11 protein-coding genes are annotated in these 12,979 nt (G+C 69.8%); 5 read left to right on the top strand and 6 right to left on the bottom strand.

Features of this window, described 5'->3' with window-relative positions; all coding sequences use genetic code 11:
* Positions 1-55: 55 nt before the first annotated feature.
* The 4 genes from ACQEUX_RS15730 (at position 56) to ACQEUX_RS15715 (ending at position 3,562) form a co-directional block, all read left to right on the top strand.
* On the top strand, positions 56-547 hold the full coding sequence (locus tag ACQEUX_RS15730) for a MarR family winged helix-turn-helix transcriptional regulator (RefSeq protein WP_433047655.1): 492 nt from the start codon (positions 56-58) through the stop codon (positions 545-547).
* Positions 548-705: 158 nt separating this feature from the next.
* Positions 706-2,691: an ABC transporter ATP-binding protein gene (locus tag ACQEUX_RS15725; RefSeq protein ID WP_433047652.1), complete on the top strand. Its 1,986-nt coding sequence runs from the start codon at positions 706-708 to the stop codon at positions 2,689-2,691.
* A gap of 15 nt (positions 2,692-2,706) precedes the next feature.
* Positions 2,707-2,886 carry a hypothetical protein gene (locus ACQEUX_RS15720; protein WP_433047649.1) on the top strand — a complete coding sequence of 60 codons (180 nt, stop codon included), beginning with the start codon at positions 2,707-2,709 and terminating at the stop codon, positions 2,884-2,886.
* Positions 2,887-3,178: 292 nt separating this feature from the next.
* A complete protein-coding gene (locus ACQEUX_RS15715) occupies positions 3,179-3,562 on the top strand; it encodes a hypothetical protein (protein WP_433047646.1) in 384 nt (127 codons plus the stop codon).
* Between the two features lie 38 nt (positions 3,563-3,600).
* Here ACQEUX_RS15715 and ACQEUX_RS15710 read toward each other — a convergent pair whose 3' ends face one another.
* The 3 genes from ACQEUX_RS15710 to ACQEUX_RS15700 form a co-directional block, all read right to left on the bottom strand.
* The gene (locus tag ACQEUX_RS15710) at positions 3,601-4,275 is read right to left on the bottom strand and encodes a class I SAM-dependent DNA methyltransferase (RefSeq protein ID WP_433049871.1); all 675 of its coding nucleotides are present in this window, start codon (positions 4,273-4,275) and stop codon (positions 3,601-3,603) included.
* A 28-nt stretch (positions 4,276-4,303) separates the two neighbouring features.
* Positions 4,304-6,907 carry a hypothetical protein gene (locus ACQEUX_RS15705; RefSeq protein ID WP_433047643.1) on the bottom strand — a complete coding sequence of 868 codons (2,604 nt, stop codon included), beginning with the start codon at positions 6,905-6,907 and terminating at the stop codon, positions 4,304-4,306.
* 132 nt (positions 6,908-7,039) lie between these two features.
* Positions 7,040-7,810: a hypothetical protein gene (locus ACQEUX_RS15700; protein ID WP_433047640.1), complete on the bottom strand. Its 771-nt coding sequence runs from the start codon at positions 7,808-7,810 to the stop codon at positions 7,040-7,042.
* Between the two features lie 349 nt (positions 7,811-8,159).
* Here ACQEUX_RS15700 and argS point away from each other — a divergent pair, with 349 nt between their 5' ends.
* Positions 8,160-9,878 carry an arginine--tRNA ligase gene (argS, locus tag ACQEUX_RS15695; protein WP_433047637.1) on the top strand — a complete coding sequence of 573 codons (1,719 nt, stop codon included), beginning with the start codon at positions 8,160-8,162 and terminating at the stop codon, positions 9,876-9,878.
* Positions 9,879-9,912: 34 nt separating this feature from the next.
* Here argS and ACQEUX_RS15690 read toward each other — a convergent pair whose 3' ends face one another.
* The 3 genes from ACQEUX_RS15690 to ACQEUX_RS15680 form a co-directional block, all read right to left on the bottom strand.
* The gene (locus ACQEUX_RS15690) at positions 9,913-10,254 is read right to left on the bottom strand and encodes an ArsR/SmtB family transcription factor (protein ID WP_433047634.1); all 342 of its coding nucleotides are present in this window, start codon (positions 10,252-10,254) and stop codon (positions 9,913-9,915) included.
* 225 nt (positions 10,255-10,479) lie between these two features.
* Positions 10,480-11,673 (bottom strand): endo-1,4-beta-xylanase, encoded by a 1,194-nt coding sequence (locus ACQEUX_RS15685; protein ID WP_433047630.1) that lies wholly within the window; start codon positions 11,671-11,673, stop codon positions 10,480-10,482.
* A gap of 352 nt (positions 11,674-12,025) precedes the next feature.
* Positions 12,026-12,856 carry a PIG-L family deacetylase gene (locus ACQEUX_RS15680; protein WP_433047627.1) on the bottom strand — a complete coding sequence of 277 codons (831 nt, stop codon included), beginning with the start codon at positions 12,854-12,856 and terminating at the stop codon, positions 12,026-12,028.
* Positions 12,857-12,979 lie beyond the last annotated feature (123 nt).

Genomic DNA, 12,979 nt, shown 5'->3' with positions numbered 1-12,979 from the left:
TGATGTGTCAATGATGCTAACTTGGCGATTGACACGTCAATTCCAGGAGAGTGAGATGACGGAGGCCACAGCCGGCCGGCGGGGAGGGCGTCAACTCCCGACCGCTGAGGAGCTACGGATCTGGCGGGACTTCATCGAGACGACAACAGCGTTGGGTTCCCGGCTCGAGTCCCGTCTCCAGAGCGACTCCTCGCTCTCGACGGGGGACTACGCCGTGCTGCTCGCTCTCAGTGAGGCGCAGGACCAGGCGATGCGTTCCTCCGCACTCGCGGCACACATTGGTTGGGAGCGGAGCCGACTCTCCCACCACCTCGGTCGGATGGAGCGGCGCGGCCTCATCCGCCGCCAGGAGTGCGCAACCGTCCCCCGAGGGGCGGAGGTGCTGCTCACCGCGACCGGAGCCGAGGCTTTCCGGGCAGCGACCTTTCCGCACCTGCGCGCCATTCGTGAACTCTTCGTCGATGCCCTCACGCCGGAACAGATCCTCGCGGCGGGCGAGATCGCCGCGGCGCTGAAGGCGCGTCTGGACAGCCTGCGCAAGGAGTGATCGCCGGGCCGCCGCCGTGGCGGCCAGGCAGCAATCGTGACTGCGAGTGCGTAGACGATTGCCTACAGCTACGTCCCGGTGGTCCAATCCTCCAGAAACCCGCCACGCTGGCTGCACAGCCGAGATGGCGACGGCTCCGCCGCCCGGGAGGTACGTCCATGATCCAGGCCGCCACCGTACGGACCCCGCGCACGTCACCCGGCGAACCCCGCCCAGGGCGAGCGGAGTCGGTGTTGCCGGAGCTGCGGGAGATGTGGTGGGAGACGGGGGTGCGGGCGCGAGCGGAGGCCGGTGTCCTCGCCGTGTTCGCGGAGCTGCCCCGGCTCGTGCGGACAGCCCTGGGCATCAGTTGGCGGGCGGACCGACTCCGTACCGGCGTGGTGGCCGCGGCGACGGTCGGCGCGGGGGTGATGGCGGCCTTCGGGTTGTTGGCGACGCAGCGGGTGTTGGTGGAGTTGTTCGCCGGCGGGCCGACCGCGGACAAGGTGCGGGCGGCGCTGCCCGCGCTGGCCGTGCTGGCGGCGGCGGTAGCGCTGCGTGCGGGGATGGGCATCGCCACGGGGTACGCGCAGAACGGGCTGACGCCGCGGGTGAGCCGCGAGGTGGAACGGGGTCTGTTCGAGGTGTCCACGGCGGTGCGGTTGGAGGCGTTCGACGCCGACGCGTTCGCCGACGACATGGAACGCGCCTCCCGGGGCACCGAGTCGACGATCGGGCTGGTGCAGGCGTCGATGAACCTGCTCGCCGGGTTGGCCGGGCTGCTCGCCGTGGCGGCCGCCGTCGTCATCATCCACCCGCTGCTGCTGCTGGCACTGCTGGTGGCCACGGTGCCCAACGCGTGGGCGTCGTTGCGGGCCGGGCACCTGCGGTACCAGACGTACACCGCCGGCTCGGTGCGCAGGCGTCGACTGTGGCTGCTGCACAAGCTGATGGCCGAACGGGCCTCGGCCCCGGAGTTGCGCTCGTACGGGCTGCGCGGGTTCCTGCTCGATCAGTACGACCGGGTGATGCAGGTGGAGACCGACATCCAACTCGCTCTGGCCCGTCGGGTCACCACGACCACCACGGTCGGGGCGATCGTCGGCGGTCTCGCCACGGGCACCGTCTACGCCCTGCTCGGCCTGCTGCTCCTGGACGGGCAGATCCCGCTCGCCGCCGCGGCGACCTGCGTCATCGCGGTGCAGTCCGCGCAGCGCTCCCTGGCCATCGCCACCTTCCAGGTCGACCACGTCTACACCGAGGGCCAGCACTTCGGCGACTACACCGGCTTCATGACCCGTGCCGGCGCCTACCTACCGGACGCCACGCGACCCGACGCCGCTGCCGGTCCGGAACGGCTGCGGGAGTTGACCGTCAGCGAGGTGAGCCTGCGCTACCCCGACCGGGACAACCCCGCCGTCGACGGCGTCACGTTGAGGATCACCGCCGGTCAGACGGTCGCGTTCGTCGGGGAGAACGGTTCGGGCAAGACGACCCTCGCCGCGATGATCGCCAGCCTCCGCGCCCCCACCGAGGGGAGCATCGAATGGAACGGCCGACCGTTGCCGGAGTGGAACGTCGCCGGGCTGCGGGCCCGGATCGCGGTGGTGACGCAGGAATACCACAAGTGGCCGTTCACCGCGGCGACGAACATCGCCATCGGCGACGTCGACACCGAGGCCCGGCAGGACCTCATCGAGGCCGCCGCCGCCCGCGCGGTCGCCCACGACATGATCAACGAGCTTCCGCACGGGTACGAGACGCTGCTCGACCGGACCTTCGCGAGAGGCCAGGACCTCTCCGGCGGGCAGTGGCAGCGCATCACCGCCGCCCGCGGGTTCCTGCGCGACGCCGAACTGCTGATCATGGACGAGCCGTCCTCCGCCCTCGACCCCCGAGCCGAGGATGCCCTGTTCCAGGCCATCCGCGACCGCCGAGGCCGAGCCACCACGATCCTCATCACGCACCGGCTCGCGAACGTCCGCCACGCCGACCGGATCTTCGTCCTCCACCACGGTCGGCTGGTCGAGGCCGGCACCCACGACGACCTCGTTGCCACCGGCGGCCGGTACGCCGAACTGTTCGCCCTCCAGGCCGCCGGCTACGACGCCAACCGGAGCGAGGATCCCCAGCTTCCGCACCAGGACACCGCGACCTCTCGCTGAGGAGCGACGGACGGCATGAACGGGGCGACGGTGCTGCACGCCGGTTGGCTCGTGGCGGTCGTCGTCGGGGTGACCCGCAACCGTCGGGCCTACCTCGCGGAAGCGCAGGCCCGGGCGGTCGCCGCCGAACAGCGGATGGAGGAGGAGGCCCGGCGACGGGCCACCGAGGAGCGGTTGCGTATCGCCCGTTCGTAGGTGCCTGTCGGCAAATCGACAGCCACCCGGCCGGTGTCCGGCACCCGTGCTTCGCGCGTGGGCCTGCGAATGCGCTCTGACCTGCGGTTTTGCCAGATCCAAGCAGTGGCATCCGCAGCCTGCGAGTGGTACGACTGATGCATCGACCATGGGTGGCGCGGTGGTCAGTAGGAGGTCCCGTCATGCATCTCAGGAGCACCATCTCTCGGCACCCGACCCTTCCAACTGCCCGCCACGGGGTCGCACCCTCGCGCGGGGTCGGTGTCGCATCATCGTGGCCGGCGAGACCACAATGACAAGCCCTGAGGGCACCGAGGAGTTGGCGGCCGCCTACAACCGCGGTCTCGACGCGGGCCGGATCGAGCAGCGTCTGCAGGGGCACGATGAGCACCTGCGAAAGATCAACGGCTCGATCGACTCGATGACGCGGGCGCTGCACATCCTCACCGAGGAGTTACGCGCCAATGTCGCCCTGTTCAGCGCCACCGTCACCTCGGATCGCCGGGACGACAGTGAGCGGGAGAGGATCGCTGCGGCCCGGGTGGAGGAGGCGGGCCTCGTCGAGTCCCAGAGGACGGTCCGATGGACGGCATGGCAGCGCTGGTTCGCCGTCGTCGGCGCGATCATCCTGGTCGTGAACTTCGGCCTGGGGCTGTACGTCGCGTTGAGCCGTTGACCTGCATGTCGGCAGCGGACCGCCGCCGTGACCGCTGCTCAATGGGCTCTGGCCAGCAGGAACGCCTGATCGTCGCGCTCCCTGCCCCGAGCACGCCGCACCAGGCGGCACTCCTCGCGCAGGCCTGCGGCCTCGATCTCGGCGGCGACCTGGTCCGCCGTGTAGAGGTGACGCTCAAGGTGGACCTCGTGGCCGAACCGGCGGTACGCCCCAGACACGTCACGCGTACCCTCGCCGGCCTGAAATCCGACGAGCAGGTGGCCGGACGGGCGAAGGACCCGGGCCGCCTCCGCGAAGACGCGCGCCTGCCCGGCGGGAGGTGTGTGGATGGTGGAGTACCACAGCAGCACGCCGGCGAACCGGTCGTCCGGGTAGGGAAGGTCGGCCAGCGAGCCCACGGTGAACACCAGGTCAGGGTGATCGCGTCGGGCCATGGCGACCATGCCCGGAGACAGGTCGATGCCCCGCACCAGGCACCCGCGCTCGGTGAGGTACCTGCTCATCCGGCCTGAGCCGCACCCGGCGTCCAGAACCAGCGCGTGGCCGTCCGACGTCACCGCCTCGGCGAACGTGTCGATCATGGCAAGGTCGAGCGGAGCCTCGGCACGGGTGTCCGGCAGATGGGTGGCGTAGTCCTCGGCCACCGTGTCGTAGGCACGTCGTACGCCGCGGAAGTCGAGCGGACTCGAAGGCGAGGAGATCACGGGCCGCATCATCGCATCGGTGCGCTGCCGCCGGCGATCACTCGTGGCGTGCCGCGTACGCCGCGAAGTGATCGGCCCAGCGCCGGACGACGTCCTCGGCTGGTTCGAGCCACTGAGTTGGCTGATCGGGTAGTGGCAGACCAGCCGACTCCAGAAGGCACTCGACCGGGATCATCGAACGACTCCGCGATCTCAGTCGGCTGAGCTCGTCCCGCAGTCGTTCCAGACGGTCCCGATCGCCGGCCAGGAGTGCGCCGCAGGTCTCGGCAAATGCGTAGCGGTACCCGATCTCGCCCAGTGACGCCTCGTCGAGGACTCGCAGCCGGTCGATGGCCAGGGAGATGTCGGTCGGGTCGGACCTGCGCAGCAGAACCGTGGTCAGCAGTGCGGAGCGGGTCGCGATCAGGTGACCGGAGAGGTCCGCCTGATCGCCGAAGTCCGCGATCTCGTCGTCGTCCACGTCGCCGCGGAAGAACGCCCGTCGCATCAGCAGCGTGCCGACCTCTTCCAGGTACTCCCGCTGGCGGCCGGCGCCGCGCAGTAGTTCCATCTTGTCGGGGACCTCGGCGAAGTAGCGCTCCGGACGACCGTGGGCGTACTCCGCGACCCGGGTGATGAAGCTCTGCACGGGCAGCCCTTGGGCCGCCTCGTGAGCATCCGTGAAACGGCGGGCCAGACTCAGGACCTGTGGACGCTGGCCCAGGTGTAGTGGTGTGGGCTTGCGTGCGACCAGCTCGTCGAAGACGGCGAGTGCCTCGTCCCAGCGGTGCCGCAACCGCAGGGTGTAGCCGAGATGCCGGCCCGCGGGTGCCCGGAGGGGATGATCGGAGTCGAAGATCTCGCGCAGTAGGCTCAGCCGTTCCTCCACCGGCGTCTCGATGGACTTGGCCGCGATGAAGTTCAGGACGAGGCGGCCGTACTCGGTGCGGCTCGATGCCGGCACCCGGGACCGCAGGCCCTGCACGGACGGGCTGAAGACGATGGCACGGGACAGCCAGTCCGCGTAGTTCTCACTCGGCGCCGGCTCCAGCGTCGTGTTCTGTTCGCACACCAGCACGATGGCGACACCGACCAGGTCCAGAACCTCGCGATTGTCCTCGCGCTCCTTGGCGTCGTCGTGCAGACGCCGGACCGCCGCCGCAGCCCGGCCGGCGGCCAACTCCCAGTCGCGCTCGGACCAACCGCCGGCGATCTGGTGATCGGCACGGCGGATCGCCTCCCGGACGGCGTCATGTATCCGGTACGGGAAGCGGTCGCCGTGGTGGTGGTCGATCATTGGACGCCGAACGGCACGCTCGGCACATCCGTGGTCGACATCCGCGGCGGCGGCCATCAGATGCGTGTCGAAGACCCGGAACAGGCATGCCGCCCGGATGGCACGTTGCTCGTCGGCGGGAACATCGTCGAGGATGCGCATCACCAGGGCGCCGAGCGAGCCCGTCACGTCGGCGGCCTCGACCCTTCGTCCAGTGCCGGCATCCTTGATCGAGATCGCGACCTGACGGGCCAGTTCGAGGTACTGCGGTAGTCCCGCCGACGACCGGACCAGGTGTTCGACCACGTCGTCGCTCATCGGCAGGGCGAGCTGCTCGCGTCCACGCAGGATCAACGCTCGGGTGTCCGAGGGGGAGAGGTTGCCGACGAGGTGCTGCCGAGGATTGACCGGCGCGCCCGGTACGAGCCCTGGCCAGGTCCACGGACCGCGATGGGGCAGGCCGATCCGGGTCTCGTCGTACCAGTCCAGCAGATCGCGCCCGGTCAGCACGAACAAGACGTTCGGCATGCCGTGGACCATCCGGTTGAGGTGTTCCTCGGAGACCCGACGCGGGTCCAGGGCCAGCCGCTCGGTGGTGTCGACGAACACCGTCACCAGCGGTGACGGAGCGATCTGGGCCAGCTCCCAGGACAGCGCCGCGGCGAGCTCGCAGGCCAGGGCCGGCCGGGGCTCGGTCGGGCTTGGTTCGTCGGCGCAGCGGAGCAGGAAGTCCTCGAAGCCCGCGTACGCGTCGACGGCGAGCCGGAGATCGCGTCGGCGCCGAAGTTCGCCGACCACCTTGCGCACGCCCCGCACACCGAGCGCGGTGGCCGTGCCACCGGCGAGGTCGGCGAGGGAGCCGAGGTCCTTGAGCACCTCGCCCGTTGTCTCCGCGACGGAGTTCTCGAGTTCGTCGCGCCCCCGGAAGCGGGGCAGCGGCTCGCCCGGACGGATGGCCGACCAGTAGGCCGCGAATGCCAGATCGAACACCGGCCAACGGCGACGGATCCTGGCAACGCCGGCCCGTAACGCGAGCAGGGCCGCCGGAAGGTCCATACGGCCGGCCGAGCCGTGCAGGTCGATGCGAGCGGTCGCGTCGACCTTGGTGGCCGGAGGTGGCCCCCAGCCGTTGACGAGGGGGAGGTCGTGACGGACCCAGGCCTCCAGCCGTTCGGAGAGGGCTGTCTTGCCGATGCCGCCCAGGCCGTAGAAGGTCAGCACGTTGTGGCGGGCGGTCCCGGCCTCGTCCTCGCTGTCGAGCAGGCGGCGGAAGCGGGTCAGCGTCGACTTGAACGCCTGTGACTCGGTCTCCCGGTCGGTGAACAGTTTGCCGGCATGGGGCGGGCCGGCGCGGTGCGTGCCGCTGCCCGGGGGAGGAACCTTCATCAGATGCCACATCCAGGTCGGTAGCTTCGTTGTGGACCCGAGCTACCAGTCTCCGGATGCGAGCGCGACCCGCGTCCTCCTGTCCATGATCCGACCTTGGGCCGGGCCGATCGGTGGACCCGGCGTCGCCGGCTACCGCTGCCAGGCGTCGATGGTTCGTACGCCGTCGCGGATGGCCCGGTCCATGATGGCGGGGTTACCGCTGGTGCCCTCCCACCCCTGGTCGTCGAAGACCGTCACCGTGGTGTCGACGCGTGCCACGGCGATCTGGCTGGACGCTGTGCCGCCGGTGCGTTCCCCGTTCAGGCTCGTCTCGGCCCACGTCCGGGTCAGCAGCAGCGCCTCGTCCCCGACGTCGGGCAGGGCCTGGCCCTTCACGGTGACCGGGTTGCCGGACTGGTCGTAGGAGGGGCACGCCTGGACGGCGGAGCGCAGACGTCCCATGTACCCCGAGGCGCCGTCGCCGTCGAAGGTGAAGATGGTTTGGTGGATCATTCCCTGCGGCACGTTGGTCGGCGGCTCGTCAGCCTTCCGGTAGGTGACGGTCATCGCCGCGCTCGCGGTGACCTGTCGCCCGCCGGTGCCGAACTCGTTGCCACACAGCTTCGGCAGGGCATCAGCGACGGGCGTCACCCGTCGGGGAGATTTTCGCAGCTCGGGCGGCAACTCGACGAAGGCCGACGTCGGGATGGTGGCCTGAACGCTCGCGCTCGGCGATGGTTGGCCGGTCGGGTCCGCTGACGCTGACGCTGACGCGGTCGTCGGTGTGGGGGTCGACGGGGCTGAATCGGGTGAGTCCTCGGTAGCGGCGCAGGCAGTCCCCAGCGCGATGGTGCCGAGCAGCGGGATCAGCGCGAGCAGCCTCCGCGTTCGGGCGGGCGGTAGCGGTGTCTGTCGGCTCATGTGCACCCCTCGTCCATCCCCCGGCAGTTCCCTGCGACGAGCCGTCCGAAACGACCACACGCAACCGGCGGACGTCGACCGGACCGGCGGGAAACGGGGTGTCGTCACACCGAACGGGCCGTTAGGCTGCCCGCATGACCAGCGTGATCGTTTCGTGCACCGGGCCGTCGTGTGACGTCCAGGTCGGTGCGCGGCGACGCCGGCGATCCGTCGCCCGCCCGCGCTGACCTGTTCCCTGCGACCGGCGGATCGAGCCGCCGGTCATTAGTTGGTCGTCCTCGGTCCGCCCACATCTCCCCATTCAACGGCTCGCGTGACGGCGCGGGTCCGAGTGAGATCGGCGTACCTCATGGATCTTGAAATGTTGTTGTCCGACCGGCTGGCACCGGCGTTCGCGGCGGTGGCCGGCGGCCCGGTCGACCCGCTCGTGCGGCGGTCTCCGCGCGCGGACTTCCAGTCCGACGCGGCGCTGGCGCTGGCTCGGCGGCTCGGCCGCCCGCCGCGCGACATCGCCGCCGCGGTGCTGGAGCACGCCGTGCTCGACGACGTCTGCGTGTCGGCGGAGGTCTCCGGGCCGGGATTCCTCAATCTGACCGTTGCCGAGCGGGCACTGGCCGACATGGTCTCCGAGGTGGCTGGTGACGCCCGGCTCGGCGTGCCGTCGACGGCGGCGCCGCAGACGGTGGTGGTCGACTATTCGGCGCCGAACGTGGCGAAGGAGATGCACGTCGGGCATCTGCGCTCCACCGTCATCGGTGACGCGGCGGTACGGCTGCTGGACTGGCTCGGGCACCGGGTGGTGCGGGTCAATCACCTGGGTGACTGGGGGACACCGTTCGGCATGCTGATCGAGCACCTGGCCGACCTTGGCGAGGCCGGGGCGGCGCGTGATCTGTCGATGGGCGACCTGGACACCTTCTATCGGGCCGCCCGGGTGAAGTTCGACGCCGACGAGGCGTTCCGGGAACGGGCGCGGCTGCGGGTGGTCGCCCTGCAGAGCGGCGACGAGCGGACACTGCGGTTGTGGCGGCTGCTGGTGACGCAGTCCGAGCGGTACTTCCTGACCGTGTACGACCTGCTCGACGTGACCTTGTCCGAGGACGACTTCCGGGGTGAGAGCGCCTACAACGACCTGCTCGCGGGCGTCGTCGACGACCTGGACCGGCTGGGAATGCTGGTGCCCAGCGGCGGGGCCGACTGTGTCTTTCCGCCCGGGTTCACCGGCCGGGACGGCGAGCCGTTGCCGCTGATCGTGCGCAAGAGCGACGGCGGGTACGGCTATCCGGCCACCGACCTGGCCGCGCTGCGGCAGCGCGTCGGTGAGCTGGGCGCGACCCGGCTGTTGTACGTCGTCGGGCTGCCGCAGCGGCAGCACTTCGCGATGGTGTTCGCCGTTGCCGAAGCGGCCGGGTGGCTGTGCCCGCCGGCCCGGGCCGAGCATCTGGGCTTCGGTTCGATCCTCGGCGCGGACGGGCGGATGCTGCGCAGCCGGGCCGGCGAGTCGGTGAAACTGGTCGGGCTCCTGGAGGAGGCGGTCGCCCGCGCCACCGAGCTGGCCCGGAGCAGAAACCCGGACCTGGACGCGGAGGCCGCCGCCGAGATCGGTCGCGCGGTCGGTATCGGCGCGATCAAGTACGCCGACCTGGCCACCGATCGGACCAAGGACTATGTCCTGGACTGGGAGCGGATGCTCGCCCTGGACGGCAACACGGCGCCCTACCTCCAGTACGCGTACGCCCGTATCCGGTCGGTGTTCCGGCGGGCCGGGGCGTCCGCGCGGCCGGACACGCCCATCGTGCTCGCCGAGCCGGTGGAGCGGGCGCTGGCGGTCGAGTTGCTCGGCTTCGCCGGGATCGTTGGCGAGGTGGAGCGGAACCTCGAGTTTCATCACCTTGCCGGTTACCTGCACCGGCTCGCGACCGCGTTCAACGTGTTCTACGAGCGCTGCCCGGTGTTGCGTGCGCCGGAAGAGCTGCGGCAGAGTCGGCTGCTGCTGGCCGAGCTGACAGCCCGCACCCTGCGGCAGGGGCTGCACCTGCTCGGCATCCGAACCCCTGAGCGGATGTGATGTGTGGGAGACGCCGAGTCGGCGACCTGCCGGATCAGCGAGCCCTCTTCGTCGGTCGTTTTCGGGGCGGCGTCAACAGGTCGGCGATCTGCGCGATCGCGGCGGGCACCAGCCGGTAGTACGCCCAGACCCCGCGCTTGTCACGCTCCAGCAGGCCGGCCTCGGTGAGGATCCGAAGGTGATGACTCACGGTCGGTTGGGAGAGGTTGAGCGCCGCGGTGAGGTCACTCACGGACGCCTCACCTTCCGGCGCGGACTGGATCAGACTGAGCAGTCGGAGCCGAGCCGGATCGGCGAATGCCTTCAGCACTCCGGCGAGCCGTTCGGCATCGGCCCGCTTGATGGGGTCGCCGGTGAGCGGCGAGATCGCAGGCATGGCAGTTTTCGCAGTTGGCACGCCTGCCATAGTTACACCAACACCATCGATAAGCCGGTAGAACCGGCTCCAGTAACCCGATGGCGTCCGTACGGCTCGGCGGGACGGCTGAACGTGAGTGGGATTCCGACGTCCGTGCTGACGTAGGGGCCGTGTGGGCTTCGTGAAGCCCCACACGGCCCCCCTTGGCGGTGTCCGCGCCGTCGGTTCAGTCGAGCCTTCGGGTCAGCGGCGCGGTTTGGGTGCGATGCGCGGCAGGACGTACGGCGGTCCAGCGAAGATCAGGTCGGACTTCAGCTCGTGGTACGCCCGCTTGGGCTGGTAGTTCTCGTCGTAGATGGTGGCCAGGCCCTCCGGCGGGTCGTCGAACCAGTCCGGCACCCAGGAGTACTTGTCGCTGAAACCCCAGACCGTGTACGACAGGCAACTGCGTACGGCGAGGCACGCCTTCATCAGCACGCTGAAGTTGGCTGCCGACGCCTGCAGTCGGGGGTTGATCTCCTCCGAGTTGCCGGCCTGGACGCCCTCGGTCATCTGGCTGCGGACGTCGACCTCGGTGAACGCGGTGGCGACGCCGAGCCCACCGAACTTCTTCAGCGCGGCGGTTACCTGGAGGGTGTCGTAGTTGCCGTACTGGGTGCCCAGGTGGCCCTGGGAGCCGACGCCGTCGATCGGCACGCCCTGGGCCCGCAGGCCCTTGGTCATGTCGTAGACGAACTGGGTCTTGTCGTCCGCCGGGTTGCCGGAGCCGAACGCCTCGATGTTGTAGTCGTTGTAGAACAGCAGGGCCTTGGGGTCGGCGGCCCGCGCCCAGCGGAACGAGTCGGCGATGTAGCCGGGCCCGAGGTTCTGTGCCCAGAAGCCCTTGTAGTGCAGGGTCGACGGGGTGTCCCACGGGTCGCTGACCGCCTCGTTGACCACGTCCCACTGCCAGATCTTGCCCTTGTAGCGGCTGACAACGGTGGTGATGTGCTTGCGCAGCAGGTCGCGCAGCTCCTGCTTGCTGATGGAGCCGTCGGCGACGCCACTGGTCAGCCAGGCGGGCAGCTGGTTGTGCCAGACCAGCACGTGGCCGCGCACGCTCTGCCGGTTGCGCTTGGCGAACTCGACGAGCTGGTCGGCCGCCGCCCAGTTGTAGGTGCCGCGGGTGGGCTCCAGGCTCTCCCACTTCATCACGTTCTCGGCGGTGACCGAGGAGAACTCGGAGGAGACCAACTGACGGTACTGCGGGTCACCGGCGTCGTTGAGGGCATCCGAGTTCACCGCGGTGCCGATGTGCAGGCCGTGGCGCTGGCCGAGGGTGGCGAGGCTCTGCGCCATGGGGTCGTACGGCCGGCTCGCGGTGGCCGGCACCGTGTTCAGAGCCGCGGCGGTCGCGACGGCGACCCCGGCGACGGTCGTCCACTGTCTCAGCTTCACGTGTCTTCCTTTCCACACCATGAAATAGACATGTGTCGATCAAAAAATCGAGGGTCCGGTGCTGACGGGCGGAGAGAGCGGGGGTCGGATTGCGAGGGGCCCGGGGTCGGGTCGGTCGGGGGTGGAGCCGGTAGTTCCGGCCGGAAACCGGAAACCTGCTCGAAACGTTAAAGCGGTCGATGTCCAGGCGTCAACGCTGAAAACTTCCGGAAACTCTTCGCGTGAGCTGCGGAGCCCCGAACGTTCCGCTGTCGAAACTTTCGGGAGCCGGTGGCGCAGTCCAGCACGATGGGGGGCCGGGGGTGTGGCACCGCCACGGGAACAGACCGGCGGTTCAGCGCGGGCCGGCGATTCAGCGCAGGCCGGCGAAGAGATCGTCCTCGGGTGTCGGCGCGCCGGTCCGGTCACTGACTCGCAGGAAGGTCTCGATGCCCATCAGCTCGGTGAATCGCTCCTGGCCCAGTTGCAGGAAGAAGATGTTCTCGGTCTGACTGGCATGGGTGGCCAGCGCGTCGAACTTCTGCGCGCCGTAGCCGCGCGTGTCCACCCAGGTGGTGATCTCGTCGTCGGGCAGGCCGAGCTGCGGCCCCGGCTCCGTCGCCGCGTCGGGCTCGGCCCACTCGACGCCGAGCTCCTGCATGATTCGGCCGAACTCCTCGAACGCCGTGCGCGGCACGGTGGTCCAGTAGACCTTTGCCGGGATGTCCGTCATCTCGACGGCGGCCATGGTGATCCGATGAGCCTGGATGTGGTCCGGGTGGCCGTAGAAGCCGTTCTCGTCGTAGGTGACGACCACGTCCGGTTGGTACTGCCGGATCAGCTCCGCGAGCCGGCCCGCCGCCTCCGCCACCGGCGTCGTCCAGAAAGCGCCCGGCAGGTCGTTGGTCGGCCAGCCCATCATCCCGGAGTCGGCGTACCCCAGGGTCTCCAGGTGGGTGACCTTCAACGCCGCGCAGCTGGCCTCCAACTCGGCCTGGCGCATCGCCACCACAGCGGCCGGGTCGTGCCCCGGATCGCCCGGCTTGACCCCGCCGGGGCCGTCACCGCACCGCCCGTCGGTGCAGGTCACGAGCACCGTGGTGATCCCCTCCGCCGCGTACCGGGCAAGGACGCCACCCGTGCTCGTCGCCTCGTCGTCAGGGTGGGCGTGTACCGCCATCAGGGTCAGAGGTCGCTCAGCCATGCCCTCACCCTACGAGCCGCGGGGTGACCGCGGTTCCTCGCCCATCAGGAGCCTCGTCCCCGGTGTGCATCCGGCCGCGCGGCGCAGCGCATTTTACCCACCCGGCCAGCAGCGGTCCGGTCC

The sequence above is a fragment of the Micromonospora sp. CA-259024 genome (genome assembly GCF_050936255.1).
Taxonomy (GTDB): domain Bacteria; phylum Actinomycetota; class Actinomycetes; order Mycobacteriales; family Micromonosporaceae; genus Micromonospora.
Note: the sequence above shows the minus strand (reverse complement) of the source record. Positions and strands in the feature narration are given on the sequence as shown.

Excerpts from the sequence above, each read along its gene's own strand:
- ACQEUX_RS15730 (WP_433047655.1), top strand. The coding sequence starts at position 56 with ATGACGGAGGCCACAGCCGGCCGGCGGGGAGGGCGTCAACTCCCGACC.
- ACQEUX_RS15725 (WP_433047652.1), top strand. The coding sequence starts at position 706 with ATGATCCAGGCCGCCACCGTACGGACCCCGCGCACGTCACCCGGCGAA.
- ACQEUX_RS15720 (WP_433047649.1), top strand. The coding sequence starts at position 2,707 with ATGAACGGGGCGACGGTGCTGCACGCCGGTTGGCTCGTGGCGGTCGTC.
- ACQEUX_RS15715 (WP_433047646.1), top strand. The coding sequence starts at position 3,179 with ATGACAAGCCCTGAGGGCACCGAGGAGTTGGCGGCCGCCTACAACCGC.
- ACQEUX_RS15710 (WP_433049871.1), bottom strand. The coding sequence starts at position 4,275 with ATGCGGCCCGTGATCTCCTCGCCTTCGAGTCCGCTCGACTTCCGCGGC.
- ACQEUX_RS15705 (WP_433047643.1), bottom strand. The coding sequence starts at position 6,907 with ATGAAGGTTCCTCCCCCGGGCAGCGGCACGCACCGCGCCGGCCCGCCC.
- ACQEUX_RS15700 (WP_433047640.1), bottom strand. The coding sequence starts at position 7,810 with ATGAGCCGACAGACACCGCTACCGCCCGCCCGAACGCGGAGGCTGCTC.
- argS (WP_433047637.1), top strand. The coding sequence starts at position 8,160 with ATGGATCTTGAAATGTTGTTGTCCGACCGGCTGGCACCGGCGTTCGCG.
- ACQEUX_RS15690 (WP_433047634.1), bottom strand. The coding sequence starts at position 10,254 with ATGCCTGCGATCTCGCCGCTCACCGGCGACCCCATCAAGCGGGCCGAT.
- ACQEUX_RS15680 (WP_433047627.1), bottom strand. The coding sequence starts at position 12,856 with ATGGCTGAGCGACCTCTGACCCTGATGGCGGTACACGCCCACCCTGAC.